Origin of the sequence: Pseudomonas sp. M2 (genome assembly GCF_015751845.1) — a bacterium.
Lineage (GTDB): Bacteria > Pseudomonadota > Gammaproteobacteria > Pseudomonadales > Pseudomonadaceae > Aquipseudomonas > Aquipseudomonas putida_E.
Genome location: NZ_JADOUD010000001.1, coordinates 1 through 16,318, shown reverse-complemented (window position 1 = coordinate 16,318; position 16,318 = coordinate 1). Strand labels below are relative to the sequence as shown.

Genomic DNA, 16,318 nt, shown 5'->3' with positions numbered 1-16,318 from the left:
AGGAGATCGCCATGAGCGAGAAAGTGGTTTACGAGCAACACCCGGTCAGCGCCGAGCGCAAAGCCGAGCTGCGCCAGAAGGGCTACAAGATCATTGACGCCAAGTTCGCGCCGGCTGACTACGAGCACCCGGAGCCGATCAAGGCTGCCAAGGGCGGCAAGGGCGCAAATTCGGCAGCTGCCAAAAAGGCTGCCGAAGAAGCCGAGGCCAAAGCCAAAGAGGCTGAAGCCAAGGAAAAGCTGCAGGTCGCGCTGAAAGGTAAGGGCGTCGAGTTTCCCGCTGACGCCAGCCTGGAAGACCTGCAGAAGCTGCTGGACGAGGCCAAGTAATGACCACTTACATCACCGTCGAGCAGGTAGACGCCCTGCTTGGGCCTACCTGGGCGCCCGACGACCAGAAGGCCCGGGCGGTGCTGATGGCCAACACCTGGCTTACCAATCTCGGCCTGCCTGAGTTCGATCCGGTACCGGATGACGTCATTCAGGCCGGCGCAGAGATTGCCCGAGAGGCTGCGGCGGGCAACATCTACGGCAGCAAGGAAACCGGCGTGCTGAGCAAGTCGGTGGATGCTGACGGCGTATCCAGCAGCAAGACCTACGCCGAGTCGTCCCGCACCATCAGCGCTGGTGAGTCGTTCGCCCTGGCGCTGCTGGCGCCCTACCTGAAAAACAGCGGCCAGACCAAGATCGTGAGGGGCTGATATGGGACTTCGCGATGAGCTGCAGGCCGACCTGGCCCAGGCGTTCAATACGGACCTGGCCGACGCAGTGCTGGCCTTCACCGGCGAGTACATGGGGCCAGGCGTGTGGGATCCGGTCAACGAAACCACGACAGCCCAGCCGGTCACCTACTCAGGCCGTGGCGTGCTTTCGCGCTACAAAGACACCCGGATCGACAACATCAACATCCTCGTGGGTGATCTGCGCCTCACCGCGCTGGCCAACGAGGTCACCGATACCCCGGATGTCGGGCACAAAATTACGGCCCCCGACCTGATGGACCGCACCAAGCAGGTGGTCTACCTGGTCAAATCGGTGCGGGCTGACCCAGCCTCGGCCACCTATCGCGTGCAACTGAGGAAGTGACCCATGGCCAGACGAGGCTGGAGCACGCCGCCGAGCCTGTTCGCGGGCGTGGTCGAGGAACAGCTTGCCATCAGGGTCAGGACGATCTCCGTCGAGGTACTCCAGCTCATCCTGCTGGCATCACCGGTCAAAACCGGGCGTTTCCGAGGCAACAACATAGTGAGCATTGGGGCTCCGGTCTACACAGCTTCAGCGGCGGCTGATCCTCAGAGCGACGAAACCTTTGCTCGAGGCTTATCAGTCATGACTGGCCTGGAGCCGTACACCCAGGTGTTTATCCAGAACAATCTGGTGTACGCGGTGCCGCTTGAGGACGGGCACTCGAAGCAGGCTCCCGCCGGTATCTACGGCGTTTCATTCAATAGCATCGCGCAGAAGTACAGCTCATGACCTTCGAACAGATCCGCGGCGTCATCATCGGCCGCATGCAGCAGTGGGCGGGGATTCCAGCCGATGCCATCGACTACCCGAACAACCCACAGGGGCCATTCAGCCCAGCAGGCAAGCCAATCTGGGCCAGGCTTGCGGATGTTCCTGGCCTATCCAGTACGCCAGAGGTCGGCAACGGCCCAAGCGTTCGGCGCACCGGCATTGTCATCGTTCAGCTGTTCGTGCCGAGCAACAAAGGCACCCTGGCTATTACCAAGGCCGCCGACACGCTGGTGCAGCACTTTGAGTACTACAGCGCGCCAGAAGGGCCGCTGGACTTCTTCGCTGCATCGCCAAGCGTGGTTGGTGACGAAGGTAACGGCTGGTATCAGGTCAACATCTCGCTTCCTTACAGGGCCTACTGATGAGCCAGACCATGAAGGTCCGCTTCAATGGCGAAGTGGTAGACCGCGCTGTTGCGCACACCACCAGGGCCATTCAGGAAGACGGATCGATCGTTGAGTACACCGAGCCGCTGCTCGAGCACAACGAGGTCGTATTCAGGCCTGACGACGACCCGCTGCCGATCATCGTGGTCCGCACCATTCCCGCCTGACCACAAGCAAACCCTGCACCGCCACATGGCGGTTTTTTTACGCCTATCGATAGGAGAAACACCCCATGAGTAGCGGTGCAAAACGCTCAACCGCGTGGATTCGCGAAGTGACGCCGGGGATTACCCCGCCAGGCCCATGGAACGTGCTGACCCGCGTCAGCTTCGGCCTGGTACCCACCTACAACACCGAAGAGAACAACGAAATCGGCGAAACCCGCATGTCGCAGGGTACTGCCCAGACGACTGTGGACGTTGGCGGCGATATCGAAACCAAGTTCCGCTACGGTGCCTTGGACGAGTTCCTGGCCTCCTGCTTCGGTGCGAACTGGGTCGGCAATACCCTGACCATGGGTAACGAGCGAATCTCGTTCTCCATCGCTGCCTATGACGCTGACGTAGGTATCGCGGGCATTGCCCGGGGCGCTCAGGTTGACACGATCAACATCGAGGTCCCGAACGACAACGAGATCAGCGTCACCACCACGTTCATGGCCACCTCGTGGCAGGACAAGGCCGACAACACCTCGTTCATCGTCAGCCCTGCGCCCGAGGCAAACCAGCGGCGCTACGGCTTCAAGGACGTGACCGGGCTGAAGATCAACGGCGTGCAACTGGGTGACGACAACGCGTGCGTTGACACCTTCAACCTGCAGTTCGCCAACAACTCGCAGACCCAGCGATGCATCGGCAACGGCAACCCGTTCGCCGGCAACATCATTCAGACCACCTTCGTGCCTGGCGGCTCGATCACCATGAGCTGGTCCAAGACCGCCTACGAGTACTGGAAGGCGCAGCAGACCGGTGACGCAGTGAGCTTCGAGTTCACCCTGAGCAACGCAGACGGGGGCTACACCTTCTTCATCCCTGAGATGGAAGTCAGCGGCGATTGGCCGGACGGCGGCGCCACTGACATTATCCAGGTGGAGCTGAGCTACACCGCTCGCCGCGTGCCGCCAACCATCACCCGCCTGCCTGCGCCAATCGCCATTGCAGCGGTGGAGGTAACCCCTGCCACCCTGAGCCTTGCAGTCGATGAAGCCGCCGACATCGAAGCCGTGGTCACCCCGGTAGGTGCGAGCCAGCTCGTAACCTGGTCCACCTCGGCGCCGGCCATCGCCAGCGTTAGCCCGACCGGCCTGGTCACCGGCCTGACCGCCGGCACCGCAACCATCACCGCGACCAGCGCAGCAGACGGCACCAAGACCGACACCTGCGATGTGACCGTCACCGTTTAACCATTTGCCCGGCGCGCCCTGCGGTGTGCGTCGGGCCTTTTACCGCAGAGGAATACCATGGGCATCACCATTGCAAAGAAGCCGGAACTGGATATCAACGGTCAGCGCTGGGTCGAGTTCGCCCCGGGCGCCGAAATCCTCGTCGGCTCGATCGCCAACCCGCTCTACAAATCCCACCAGGCGCTGATCAACCGCCACCTGGCGCTGATCAACCAGCAGGCACGCGTCGGTACCGCAGAATTCAGCCTTTCCGATATCCCAGATGTCGAGCTTGAGACCGATGACGACCTGTTCATCGAGCTGGCGGCCAAGCACCTGATCAAGGACTGGAGGGGGGTCGACATCGAGGAAAAGCCGGGCGAGCCAGCCCCGTACAGCCCAGAACTGTGCGTCCAGCTGATCAAGCAGATGAACAGCGTCTATTTCCTTGCCCTGCGCACTGGCAACGACATCGCCCGCCGCGTAGAGGAGAAGACCCAGTCCACCGTGGAAAAGCAGTAGCGGCATACCTGTGGGGGCGTGATTGGGCCGGTGATGCCAACGAGAAGAAACGCTGGAAGCATGAGCGATTGGGTTCTGGAGTGCCTGATGCCCCCGAGATTGACGGCGTCACCGCCGAGATCCTTGAGGCATACGCATACATCAGCCGGTCACGGCAGTACGTCGGCATGGTCGGAGCCCCGGCGCCAATCTCTCCTTCGGCCATCACCGAATACCTCGACCGCTACCCATCAGCGATATGCCGCGAAGAGTTCGACGCAGCCGTCTTTGCCCTCGATGACCAGTTCCGCAAGCACTGGGACGAACAGAACGAGAAAGCACAGGCCGCAGATGCCAAGAACAAGCCGAAAAAGCGGTGAGGTTGCCAGATTAGGGTTGTGTTAGATTCAGGCAAATCCTCTGGAGGAAGTCATGACCCGAATGTTGCTGATTGCCGCTCTTTTCCTGCTGCCCGCCGGCGCATCATTCGCCAAGGCTCCGGATCAGTGCGAGAAGATTTCAGACCTGGCCGCCGAGGCCATGAAGGCGCGTCAGGATGGCGACCTACTGAAGGATGCCACCAGATCGGTGGGCGACGGCAGCAGGTTTTCTGAGGAGATGGTGATGAAGGCCTACCAGGTCCGAGTGTTCGATGACCAGAAGGAACGAGCCACAGCCATCTCCGAATTCCAGAACGCCGCGTACCGAGAGTGCTACGACGCTCACAACTGAACAACGAATCGATAAAGAGCCCGCCTAGAGCGGGTTTTTTTATGCCTGGAGAATGACATGGCGCAGGAATCCCGCCTGGCGGTAACGATCGACTCGCGGGGCGCCAAGCGCAATGCGGACGACCTGACTGGGTCGCTTCAGGATATGACGCGCGCAGGGGATGCGGCGGCGGCTTCAGCTGATGGCGTATCCTCCAGCTTGGACGATCAGCGCAAAGAGCTTTCGCAGCTGCTCGGCCAGATCAATCCGACCGTTGCCGCCCTCGGTCGCCTGGACGACATGCAGGAGAAGCTGGCCAAGCTGAAGAAGGCCGGAATCGTCGAAAGCGACACCTTCGTCGAGTACACGGATCGCATCAATGTCATGCGTGATGCGCTCGGCGAATCCTCTGCGACGATGAACAAGGCCGGGATGTCGGCAAAGGCCTATCAGGCTGCGCTGCGAGGCGTTCCAGCCCAGTTCACTGACATTGCAGTCAGCCTGCAAGGTGGCCAGGCCCCTCTGACCGTTCTTCTTCAGCAGGGCGGCCAGCTTAAGGATATGTTTGGCGGAATCGGGCCAGCAGCGCAGGCGCTGGGTGGGTACATCCTTGGCCTGGTCAACCCATTCACTGTTGCAGCGGCTGCCGCCGGTGCGCTGGCCCTTGCCTACTACAAGGGCTCAGAGCAGACGGATGCGTTGCGCAACAGTCTCATCCTTACCGGCAACTTCTCAAAGGCATCTGAGGCTCAGCTGATTGCGCTGGCTGACTCTGCTGACCAGGTGACCGGGACATTTGGCCAGGCAGCTGGTGCGCTTGCGCAACTCACCTCTGCGGGGGCGAACACCAGCGGCAACCTGAAGTTGATCACCACGACCGCCGTAGAGATGCAGCGGGTCACCGGAAAGGCTGTAGAAGATACCGTTGCCGAGTTCATCAAGCTGGGCAAGGACCCAGTCGCCGGCATCGTTGAGCTGGATGAGAAGTATCGCTTCCTGACCGCTTCGGTCTACGCCCAAATCAAGGCGCTGTCAGATCAAGGCAACGCGGTAGCAGCAGCCGACCTCGCAGAACGCACCTATGCCGAGGCCATGGGCCAGCGAACGTCGAAGATCCGTGAGAATCTTGGGCTGATCGAGCGCGGCTGGCTGAACATCAAGGACGCCACCAACGAGGTGCTTGACGCCTTTGCCAGCATCGGGCGAAGGAGCGTGGAGAGCGAAGGCAAGGCCATCACTCAGTTGCAGCAGAAGATTGCCTATCTGCAAAGCACGCTGGACACGGCCTATGAGGACAATGATGCGCGCGATCGCATTGCTAGCCTGCAGGCCGAGCTTAAGCAGCGCCAGGACATCCAGAAGACCAATGCAGCCACCATTGAGGAAGAGGAAAAACGTCGACGGATTCAGGAGGAGGGCCGGAAAGGTCTTCAGGATCTGGACTCGAGCTACAAGAGCGCCCTGACGCAAACCCAGCGGCTGAACAAAGAGCTCACCGATCTCGATAAGGCTCGGGAAAAGGCCGTAGCTGCCGGGGTCTTCACCGCCGCCGAGGAAGCGAAGTACGCCCAGTCGCGCAAGAACATTGAGAAAGAAATTGCCGACATCAAGGAGCGCGAGGCCAAGAAGAGCACGCCGAGGGGGGCAAACAAGAGCGTGTCGGAGGCAGAGACCACCTTCGCCCGCCTGTACAACCAGTACGACCCTGCAGCCCAAGCAGCACGCACGCTGACCAAGGAGCAGGGACAGCTCGACCTAGCGCTGAGCAAGGGCAAGATCAGCCAGGAAGAATACGGCAAGGCACTGGCCCAGGCATCGATCAACTACGCCGCCGCCATCAAGGGCGCCCAAGGCCTCACCCAGGCCGAGCAGTACCGGGCGCAGCTTGAGCGGCAACTAGCCGGCCAGCAGAGCGAGTACAGCATCGCAGCAGCCGGTGTCGGCATGGGCGACCAGCAGACGCAACGACTGCAGCAGCGCGTACAGCTTGAGCAGCAGACCAACGACCGCATCCTGCAGCTGCGCACCGAACTGGCGAACGCCACGACGGAGAAGCAGCGGCAGGACTTGCAGGCGCAGATCGACCTGACCAATGAGTTCCTGCCTAAACAGCTTGCTGCACAGCAGGCCGGTTGGGCCCAGATGGATCAGGCCATGCTCAACCCGATCAACGGGTGGACGGCCGCACTGCAGAACTTCCAGGTGACAGCCACCAACGTCGCAGGCCAGGCACAATCGCTGTTCACCGGAGCGTTCAGCAACATCACGACCGGCGTTGGTAGCGCCTTCGAGAAGATGACCTTGGATGGGCAGACCTTCGGGGAGTCGGTAACGACCATCACCCGAAGCTTGGTCGGGGGCGTAATCAACGGCCTGGGCCAGATGGCCGCGCAATGGCTTATCAACCAGGGCATTCAGGTTGCTTTCGGGCAAACCTCTGCAGCTCTGGCGGCCCAGCAGATCGCCCAGGTGGGGGCGGTTACTGCGGCGGAAACCACCGGAGCGGCTGCCGTGGCCACGGCCAAGGTCGCAGCGGATGGTGTCGCAACGGCATCCAGCCTGGCGGCAACGGCAACCACCACGGCGGCTCAAACCGCAGCGGCTGCCACCACCGCCAGTGCATGGCTGCCGGCAGCGCTCGTCGCCTCTATCGGCTCGTTCGGTGCGGCGGCAGTGGTCGGCGGTACGGCGCTTTTGGCTGCCTTCGCGCTGATCAAAGGTTTCTCCACCGGTGGCTATGTTTCCGGGTCAGGGACAGGCACCTCTGACAGCATTCCGGCACGCCTGAGTAACGGCGAGTTCGTGGTGAACGCCAAGGCAACCTCCCGCAACCGGGAGCTGCTGGAGGCGATCAACTCGAACGAGCGCGTTACGTTTTCGGGTGAAAACCTTTCGGTCAACGCCAGTAATCGGACCGAAACCGCCCAGGCCCAAAAGTCAGGCATGAGCCTCACGGTGAACCTGATCGAGGACAAGGCGAATGCCGGCAAGGTGTCCCAGTCGACCAGCGAAGATGGGCAGAACATCGTGCAGATTGTTGTGGCAAGCATCATGGGTGATGGGCCGGTTTATGACGCCGTGAGTAGCAAATTCTCATTACAAGGGGTTGGCTCATGATTCGGTACCCAGAAGAACTGCCGCTGCCACTGCAGGACAGCTACACCATCGGGTCTCCGGTTGACCCTATGTTGCGCACTCCCATGGAATCAGGGCGTGCTCGCCAGAGGGTCAATTTCGATTTCACACCTGAACTTCCCAGCTTCAAGCTGAACTTCAGCAGGAATGAGGCTGCGTTTTTTCGGGGATGGTATGCAAGATCCCTGAATAACGGGGTCGAGTGGTTTGTCATGAAGCTCCTGCTGCCAGAGGGCTTCAAGGACTATGAGTGTCGATTTGTCGGAAAGCCCGCAGAGACTCAGCTGGTGCAGGTGAGCCGCTGGGAATTTTCTGCAACCGTTGAACTGCGCGAGCCTTCCCTCATCCCGCCAGGCTGGGAGGACTTCCCGCAGTTCTGGTTCATGATGAACATCATCGATATGGCGGTTAACAGGGAGTGGCCGCTTAGCCAGTACCAGATACACATGGATGCGTTCGATTACGGCGTGAATCAGGAGTGGCCTCAACCATGACCGACTCCGCCATTCTTGAGCAGATCTACCGGGAAGCGGTGGCATCTGGAGGCAAGGAGGCCTTTGTCCGAACGCTGGAAATCACCTGCCCGGCATGGTCGGCGCCGGTGCTGATCTGCAACGGGTTCAAGGACAGGATCTGCGGGACCGAAGATGGTCGATTGCTGGCCTTCATCGCGGCCAACATTGGCATCGCGCTCCCGCAGAAGAACAACAAAGGCAACCAGGCGCTGGCATTCGGCGTGGACAACACCACAGGCGAGGTCATGCAGCGTGCTGACGAGGCTCTTGATGCCAATGCCAGGGTAACCGCGACCTACCGCGTTTATCTCGCCAGCGACCTCTCTGCCCCGTGCGAGAAGCCCTACCGCATGTCGGTCGACAGCGATTCATTCGAGCAGAACCAGGCCACCCTGCAGTGCGGGTTCTTCGACCTGATCGGCACCGCGTGGCCCCGTGACCTCTACACCACCAGGTTTGTGCCGGGCCTGAAATACCTCTGAGGCATCCCTATGGAATGGATCAACAAGTACCTGTCCTGCAGGTATGAGGATGGCGCGCGCGGTCCGGAAATGTTCGATTGCTGGGGCCTAGTCAGGGAGGCACGTCATGTGCACCTGGGCAAGCGGTTGCTTCCAAGCTGGGGGCATGTGCGAAACACCGATCCGCGTGAGTTCACCCGGGCATATCGGGCCGAAGCCGTGCACATGGAGTCGTGCCGGCCGGAGCATGGTGCTATTGCGGCAGTCATGCACGGGCACATATGCGCCCATGTCGCCTTAGTGGTCTATACAGGCGGTCGGCTTAAGGTTCTGGAGATAAACCCAAAGCGCGGGCCGCGGTGTATTCCGCTGGCCAAGTGGGAGCGCGACCACAACACCGTCATCTATTACCGAGACCGAGAATGATCGAAGTCTACCCAAACAAGCTCGCTGCCGGGCCGGCAGAGGTGCGGGCGGTCGAATCGCGCCAGAGCCTGCTGGACTGGTTCCGATCCGATGGCCTGCCTGAGTCGGTCGAGCCAGCGGCGCTGCCGGTGAGCGTGTTCGTCAATGGTGACAGAGCCCTGCCGACCCAGTGGGCGACCATCGAATTTGGCCCTGAAGATCGCGTCGAGATATACCGCGAACCGAAGGGCACCGATCCGTTCTCGATCACCCTGGCCCTGGTGTTTGGCGCCAAGGCGGTGCTGGGCGCGCTGATGCCAAAGATGCCTTCCTTGAACAGCGGCGGGAACACCAAGCGCGGAAACGACCTTGGCCTGGCCACAGTCAAGGGCAACCAGGTGAAGCTGAACGCAGTGATCCGTGAGATCGCCGGACGCCAGCGCCCATATCCAGATTACGCCTTGCCGCCGAACCGATACTTCGACGACCCGCGCTCCCAGTGGATCGAGATGCTGCTGGTGGTAGGGAAGGGCAGCTACGACATCCCGGTCAACAGCATCCTGATTGGCGAGACACCGGTGATTTCACTGGGCGATGACGCAGACTTCACGCTTTACGAGCCAGGCGCCAACCTCTCCGCTGAGACCGCTGCCAAGTGGTGGCATTCCGCGCCTGAGGTCGGAGCCACCTCGACCGGGACCGCAGGCATCGAGCTGAAGGCGACCTATGCCGTTACTCCCGTGCCCACCGCTCAGTCGTACCAGTTCGCCGCCAAGACCATCACGGTGCCCACTGGCGCCGGACAATTTCCCACCGGCTGGGCTGCTGGGATGATCGTGCGCATTGAGGTCGGTTACCCATATGACGTCATCGACGGTGGAGCCGGACGCGACATCATTCGGGGAAATCTCGACCAGATCGCGCCCTACGTTGGCATGCCAATCGAGATTGTTGGTGCAAACGCCGGCAACTACACCGTGGCCACCTACACGCCTGGCGTAGGATCTGCACCTGACGAGATGACCCTGGACTGGGCAGATGGCGGAGCTGCAACCGGCCTAGCTCTCGGAACAGGCCTGGTGATGGGCATTGGCTTCCGTGGCCTGCGCTATCGGATCACCGCCGCGAGTACTGCATCTATTTCGGTTGAGCGGATGGATGTGGATGGCGAGAACGACACTACCTGGCCCGGATATGACGCTCTGACCACCTCTGCTGCTGTTCTGAGGCTGGACGGTTCAACCCAGGAGGGCGACTGGTCTGGGCCATTCCCGGCGTGCCCGGCAGGCACGACCACCAGCCGCATTGCTTGGGACATCTTCTTCCCGCAGGGCCTCGTGCATGTTGGCGGGAAGGGCGACCTGAACAACCTGTCGGTGACCGTCGAGATGCAGTATCGAGACATCACCTTGGCCGGAGCCTGGACCTCGTTCAAGAAGACCTACACCCAGATGACCTTGGACCAGCTGGGTTTCACTGAGTACATGGATATTCCCGGCGACATCCGGCCAGAGGTGCGGATGCGGCGTATCGGTGCGAAGTCCACCAGCACCCAGGACGCCAATACCGTCCAGTGGTACGGCCTCCGGGCGAACCTGCCAGCGCCGACCAGCTATGCCGGAGTCACGCTGCTTGCCCTGCGAGTCAAGGGCGGCAACCGGATCGCCTCGCAGTCGGAAAGCCAGGTGTCGGTGATCGCCACGCGCAAACTGCGCACTCGGCGTGACGGGGCCTGGACTGCGCCTGAGGCAACCCGCGATATCGCGGCCTGGATCGGCTACATCGCTGAAAGCGTGGGGTATTCGGTGGAGGATGGCGATTCAGACATCGATCTGGATGAACTGGACCGCCTCCAGGCCATCTGGACGGCCCGAGGCGATTACTACGACCGGACCATAGACACAGCGAGCACCGTGAAGGCCTGCATGATTGAGGCCCTTCAGGCTGGATTCGCCGAACTGACGATTGATCGGGGCCTTATCCGCCCGGTGCGTGACGAGCCTCGCGGCCCCGACTTCGACCACATCTACAACCCCCAGGTGATGACAAAGCCTCTCAAGCGAGAGGCAGAGCACATCACGGAGGATGATTTCGATGGCGTCGATGTTGAGTACACGGATGGCACCACCTGGCAGGTGGAGACTGAGCCTTGCCGGCTTGATGGGGACCTTGGCCTTCGGGTAGAGAAGATCAAGGTAGAAGGGATCAGCGACAGAGTCAGGGCCTGGCGATACGGCATGCGCCGCCGCCGTATGCAGGTCTACCAGCGCAAGCGCTACAGCTTCTCCACGGAACTGGACGCGCTGAACAGTGGGTATCTGGACTATGCGCTGCTGGGCGACACCACGCCCGGCTACGGCCAGAGCGCCATGCTCAAGGGCTACGCGCAGTTGGGCGGCCTCCACATGCTGGTGTCGTCTGAGCCATTCAACTGGTCGGCCGGCGGCGAGCACTGGATTGCGCTCCGGCGCAGGGATGGCAGCGCTTCTGGCCCATACGTCGCGACACGCATCGATGACTACCGCTTGACCATCCCTGAACTGGACTTTGTACCCGTTCTGGATAGCGCCATGGACGCACCGGTGCTCCAGTTCGGGCCAAAGGCCAAGTTCTGCTATCCCGCGCTCATCAAAGAGGTCAACCCGAGCGGCACCGTGAGTTGCAACGTTACCGCTGTGAATTACGACGCCAGGGTCTACCTGGACGACGACAACTTCCCGCCGGCTTGACCGGACCGGACCCTATCGAGCATGCCCGCCACTGAGCGGGCTTTTTTGTGCCTTGGAGAAACACATGGCTTATAACACCGGCAATCCGGTTGGCTCTACTGACCCGCGCGACCTGTATGACAATGCTCCTATTTTTGATAAATATGTCAACGGAGATGATCCTTTTGTCACTGATCGACTTGGCAAACAGCGCCTATCCATCAGCGGCCAGAATGAAGACTTCCAGAACGCCCAGGATGGTCGTGAAGCAGCGTTTGACGAGTTTCTTGAGTCATCGGCATTCATCTGGATTGGGGATTATGGGCCTGGCCTTACCTTCACCAGTCGTAGCCAGTACACGGTCCGGGATGGATATGCGTATCGCCTAGCAAATACGACCACACTCCCGTACACCACCACTGGTAACTGGTCACTCGAGCAAAGTAACTTCAGCCTAGTCAACTCTGATGACATTCTTCGCCAAGACCTGAGCAATCATACTGATCCTGAGAAAGGTGCAGCAGAGGTTGGCCGGGCAACAAGGCAAATCAACAGTGTTGCGGAACTAAGGACGGTCCCAGGCCGATATCACTTGGACCAATGTCAACTTGTCGGCTATCACGCTGCATTTAATGGATATGGCGGCGGTGGCGTTTACTGGGACGCAGCCTCCACCGCAACTGACGACGGCGCAACCACATTTGCGGTAGCTGGACAGGACACAGGTCGCTGGATACGGATAAATTTCGAAGCTTCCGATGTGTATCAATGGGGTGCGATTCGAGGCCAGGAGTGCAGTGATGCCATCCAGGCTGCATTCGATTGGGTGAGGGCGCGCGGGCCGGGCACAGTAGACTTGGGTAAGAGCGGTTTTTTTCTAATCAACAAGCCACTCCGAGGGTGCCAAAACCTACATTTGAAAGGTAAGGCAGTGCTCAGGGCGCAGGCGCCGTTCTCCACTGTAGTTTTCGATGTTGATGGCGGCGGCACGCTAGAAGTTGCGCCTATGCTGTACTTTGTTGACACTCCAGGCACCACCAACGCACTTAAGGTTAAGTCGGTCTCCGGCTCGCGCCGATTCAGTGTCGTTGTTGAAAAGAGCATTGAGCTGGATTGTGATGAGATCGCGGGATTTGGTGTTTTCCTCGACAACTATATCGACTGCGAGATCAACTGCAGGATCAGAGATGCCACCAAATGGGGGGTGTGGCTGTACTTCTACTGCTGGGGCAACCAGGTACACAGCTATATCACTGGCCCGGGAGAAGGGGGCATATGGCTTGGTAGTGGCTGTAACGGGGTTGACCTGACTCACGCTAAGGTCTGGGGCGATAACAAAACTCCGACGATTGCAGGTTTGCTAATCGATGGTGACATAAACGGCCTTGCGTGCTCTGGGACCTTCATCGAGAAGGTGGCGGTAGGGGCAATTATACGAAACACTTCCGGCCCCGTTAACCTCACGGGCATTGACTTCGAGCAGATCACTGGAAACACGATTCGATGTGAAGGTGCTACTACTTCTGGTCGCCAGATGGGACCTATCGTAATCGCGAGCTGTTTCCTTGAGACGAGTTCACTTACGGCTGCGCTGGTTTATTCCAATAATGCTGTCGTGATATGTCGCGGAAATCGCATGCGAAACGCGGCACTGGCTTATGAGGTAGTAGGAAACGGCTATGTGTGCGATGAAAACAACACATACACCAACGTTACGCAAGTTGGTGGAAACCGAGTGCTGAGAAAGGGTCTGGTCAATAGGTCTCTCTATGACCACAACTATTCGCAGGCTGGTTCTACTCTTGAGGCTGTCCGAGAAATATCGAACTACTCGTATCAGTACACTCCGTCACTTGTAACGTCTGGCTTATCCTTCTCTCATGGCATCAGCGACACCGGAACTCAGCGGCTGATTGGATCCTCGACATGGTTTGTTTGCGACATGCTTGGTGGGGCAGAGAGCAATCGCATGGGCGTAAGCCTCGCTTACACCGGCGGCGGGGCAAGTAAGGTCTTCTGCCCTATCGACAGCAACCTTACTGACCTGGGCGGCGTGACAAACCTGTGGAAGGTTGTTCGTGCCGGAACGGGGACCATCAGCACGTCAGATGCTACCCACAAGACTCCGGTGCGAGGCCTTACTGATGAAGAGCTTCGGTGCGGTGATGAACTGTCCCGCGCGATTGGTGCCTACAAATTCCTCGATGCGGTTGAGGAAAAAGGCGCTGAGGCCCGCGATCACATCGGCATGACCGTCCAGAAAGCAATCGAGATCATGGAGTCGCACGGCCTGGATCCGTTCAGCTATGGATTCATCTGCTATGACGAGTGGGAGGAGAAGGTCGAGGTTTCGCCTGCTGTCTACGCTGAGGTTCAGGACGAACAAGGTAACGTCATTCAGGGGGACTTGATCACTCCAGAGATTCGTCGCGTTGTAACGCCTGCGGGGAGCCTGTACTCGTTCCGGGTAGATGAACTGAAAATGTTCATGATGGCCGGCGTGGTGGCTGCGTACGACCGGCGGATCCGTGCGCTGGAGGAAGCTGCAAGCACAAATCAGTGACAATCAGGTACGATGCCGCCCGTACGGCGGCATCTATCTGGAGATCAATGTGTCAGGACGAATCGAATTCGCCAATTCGCTGCGAGGAATCGCCAGCCTGGTGGTCATGCTGGGCCACTATGTGTTTGTTTTTCATGGTTTGCGGGGCGCATATGGCGGGATGACGAAGCTTTCAGAGCCAGTTTTTCCTGCGCTCATGCCTTTTGCGCATCTCGGGATATCGAATTTTGCATTCGGAACATTCGGGGTTGCTCTCTTTTTCCTTGTTAGCGGTTTCGTAATTCCGTTCTCGTTGGAAAAATATTCGAAACATTCCTTCGGGATGTTCAGGTTTATGATTGCGCGGTTCTTCAGGTTGTGGCCTGTTTACTTGTGCGGCTTTGCAATATCTATTGCTTTTCGGTGGATATCTTTTGATGGTAGCTCTATTCAGGATAGCTATACTGCAAAAGATTTGTTCTTGCACGTAACTCTTTTTAGGGATTGGTTTGGCGGCCTTTCTCTTGATGGTATAGTTTGGACGCTTGAGGTTGAGGTTAAGTTTTATATTCTCTCAGCTATTCTTGCATCTTTCACCATGAAGGGTAAGCCTTATGTTGCTATTGTGGCCGGGGCGGCTGCTTTGGCTGGAATGTATTATGCAGTTAAGTTTCCTCAGGGCTGGATGCCGCCTAGTAACTTCCTTTATTCTGCTAAGTTTATTTTGTTCATGACAATCGGGACTCAGTTCTATCTTGTCATGAAAAAAATTATTTCCATGAAAGCAATGCTTGCATATACATTGCTGTCCTTGATTCTGTTTGTGTTAGCAGCTCCTGTTGTTGTTCGAGAAAGCTATGTTCTGGCATTCCTTGTTTTCTCAATATGCTACCTGGCCAGGGAATCGTTTACGGAAAACCGATTTGTTGGTTTCTTTGCTAATATCAGCTACCCGATGTACGCGATGCACGCCGTCTTCGGATATGTATCCATGCGATTAATGATAGATGCTGGCGTTTACAATTACCTTGCTTTGGTCATCCAAATTGGAATCACCTGCGCCGTAGCGTACCTTATTCATCGATACGTAGAGAAACCAAGCCAAAAACTAGGCTCAAGAATATCTCTAATCGAATTGAATGATCGTATTAAACGCAAACAGGTCGCATAAATTTCTTAGATATATTGAGGCCAGCTTATGGCTGGCTTCAGTTATTTGAACTATGTTGGAAGATTGAGTGTTTTATTCCCGTGGCTAGCGTTGTGCATTATGAGTGCCCATGAACCAGCATGAGCCTCATCTGCTCCTAATGATTTAATGTAATCATTGTCTATACTGACAGAAATAGATTTGTCAGAGATTATGCTCTGGCAAAGAAGAATGGACTCTGATGCGGTATAATACATGTTGGCTAAGTCAATGCTGTAACGGTACATGGACTGATTGTCTTTTGGATTACCTCCTCGCGTAAGAAATTCGTTCAGGTAGCTTGACCTATTTATCAGTGACTGTATCGCCGATCTTTGGTGTGCGCTGAACTTGTGAGCTATGTCGTTGTAAAGCCCAGAGATGTACATGGAGCCAATTTTTCTTGGTAGTGATATCTCTAGCTTATCGTCCTTCGTGAGTAATACGTGCATTAACTTTACTGTATTTAACAGTATTTCCTTCATGTTTTTTTCGATCTCATTAACTTCACCGTAGCAACACTCTACTTTGTTTTTTATGGTTCGTTTTTCATTTTTGCCATTTGAATATAGAGAAATGCCGTGGGCAAATGCTGCACCCGCTAGCGTATAAATTAATGGTATTAGCTCATCCACTAAGCTTTTTGTTTTATTCGTGCTCAGGTATGAGAGGCACTTTTGAAAATCATCTATATCCATAACCTGCCTATTTGTCTGTGATTGTAATGTTCAAGTTCAAATGATTAAGTCTATTTGTTAGGCACCACCTGTAGTGGCTATCACAGTATTTTCATTCTGGAGGTAATAATGAGTCAACATTTACCGCGAGGCGTGCGCAATAGAAATCCAGGAAACATCGACTTCAATC

At 57.6% G+C, this 16,318-nt stretch carries 17 protein-coding genes; 16 read left to right on the top strand and 1 reads right to left on the bottom strand.

Annotated elements, in window-relative coordinates:
• The first annotated feature begins 11 nt into the window (after positions 1-11).
• From IWW33_RS00085 to IWW33_RS00010, 16 genes are all read left to right on the top strand, one after another.
• On the top strand, positions 12-329 hold the full coding sequence (locus tag IWW33_RS00085; RefSeq protein ID WP_196914131.1) for a hypothetical protein: 318 nt from the start codon (positions 12-14) through the stop codon (positions 327-329).
• Positions 329-700 (top strand): hypothetical protein, encoded by a 372-nt coding sequence (locus IWW33_RS00080; protein WP_196914130.1) that lies wholly within the window; start codon positions 329-331, stop codon positions 698-700. Before IWW33_RS00085 ends, IWW33_RS00080 begins: the two co-directional genes overlap by 1 nt.
• A gap of 1 nt (position 701) precedes the next feature.
• On the top strand, positions 702-1,085 hold the full coding sequence (locus tag IWW33_RS00075) for a glutamate 5-kinase (protein WP_196914129.1): 384 nt from the start codon (positions 702-704) through the stop codon (positions 1,083-1,085).
• Positions 1,086-1,088: 3 nt separating this feature from the next.
• Positions 1,089-1,475, top strand: a complete 387-nt coding sequence (locus IWW33_RS00070; protein WP_196914128.1) for an HK97 gp10 family phage protein — start codon at positions 1,089-1,091, stop codon at positions 1,473-1,475.
• Positions 1,472-1,879 (top strand): phage tail terminator-like protein, encoded by a 408-nt coding sequence (locus tag IWW33_RS00065; RefSeq protein WP_196914127.1) that lies wholly within the window; start codon positions 1,472-1,474, stop codon positions 1,877-1,879. The genes IWW33_RS00070 and IWW33_RS00065 overlap by 4 nt, the downstream gene beginning before the upstream one ends.
• The gene (locus IWW33_RS00060; RefSeq protein ID WP_029886004.1) at positions 1,879-2,070 is read left to right on the top strand and encodes a hypothetical protein; all 192 of its coding nucleotides are present in this window, start codon (positions 1,879-1,881) and stop codon (positions 2,068-2,070) included. Before IWW33_RS00065 ends, IWW33_RS00060 begins: the two co-directional genes overlap by 1 nt.
• A 65-nt stretch (positions 2,071-2,135) precedes the next feature.
• Positions 2,136-3,305 (top strand): phage tail tube protein, encoded by a 1,170-nt coding sequence (locus tag IWW33_RS00055; RefSeq protein WP_196914126.1) that lies wholly within the window; start codon positions 2,136-2,138, stop codon positions 3,303-3,305.
• Positions 3,306-3,362: 57 nt separating this feature from the next.
• Positions 3,363-3,806 (top strand): hypothetical protein, encoded by a 444-nt coding sequence (locus tag IWW33_RS00050; RefSeq protein WP_196914125.1) that lies wholly within the window; start codon positions 3,363-3,365, stop codon positions 3,804-3,806.
• 80 nt (positions 3,807-3,886) lie between these two features.
• Positions 3,887-4,165 (top strand): hypothetical protein, encoded by a 279-nt coding sequence (locus IWW33_RS00045; protein WP_348635149.1) that lies wholly within the window; start codon positions 3,887-3,889, stop codon positions 4,163-4,165.
• 52 nt (positions 4,166-4,217) lie between these two features.
• Complete coding sequence (locus tag IWW33_RS00040; protein ID WP_196914124.1) at positions 4,218-4,517, top strand: hypothetical protein; 300 nt, start codon at positions 4,218-4,220, stop codon at positions 4,515-4,517.
• 57 nt (positions 4,518-4,574) lie between these two features.
• Positions 4,575-7,613 (top strand): phage tail length tape measure family protein, encoded by a 3,039-nt coding sequence (locus tag IWW33_RS00035; protein WP_196914123.1) that lies wholly within the window; start codon positions 4,575-4,577, stop codon positions 7,611-7,613.
• Positions 7,610-8,125 carry a transposase gene (locus IWW33_RS00030; protein ID WP_196914122.1) on the top strand — a complete coding sequence of 172 codons (516 nt, stop codon included), beginning with the start codon at positions 7,610-7,612 and terminating at the stop codon, positions 8,123-8,125. The genes IWW33_RS00035 and IWW33_RS00030 overlap by 4 nt, the downstream gene beginning before the upstream one ends.
• Positions 8,122-8,628, top strand: a complete 507-nt coding sequence (locus IWW33_RS00025; protein ID WP_196914121.1) for a DUF1833 family protein — start codon at positions 8,122-8,124, stop codon at positions 8,626-8,628. The genes IWW33_RS00030 and IWW33_RS00025 overlap by 4 nt, the downstream gene beginning before the upstream one ends.
• Positions 8,629-9,029: 401 nt before the next feature.
• Positions 9,030-11,741, top strand: a complete 2,712-nt coding sequence (locus tag IWW33_RS00020) for a host specificity factor TipJ family phage tail protein (protein ID WP_196914120.1) — start codon at positions 9,030-9,032, stop codon at positions 11,739-11,741.
• A gap of 64 nt (positions 11,742-11,805) precedes the next feature.
• The gene (locus IWW33_RS00015; RefSeq protein ID WP_196914119.1) at positions 11,806-14,283 is read left to right on the top strand and encodes a hypothetical protein; all 2,478 of its coding nucleotides are present in this window, start codon (positions 11,806-11,808) and stop codon (positions 14,281-14,283) included.
• A gap of 49 nt (positions 14,284-14,332) precedes the next feature.
• On the top strand, positions 14,333-15,433 hold the full coding sequence (locus IWW33_RS00010) for an acyltransferase (protein ID WP_196914118.1): 1,101 nt from the start codon (positions 14,333-14,335) through the stop codon (positions 15,431-15,433).
• 50 nt (positions 15,434-15,483) lie between these two features.
• Here IWW33_RS00010 and IWW33_RS00005 read toward each other — a convergent pair whose 3' ends face one another.
• Positions 15,484-16,149, bottom strand: coding sequence for a hypothetical protein (locus IWW33_RS00005; RefSeq protein ID WP_196914117.1), 666 nt, complete (start codon positions 16,147-16,149; stop codon positions 15,484-15,486).
• Positions 16,150-16,318: the final 169 nt, after the last annotated feature.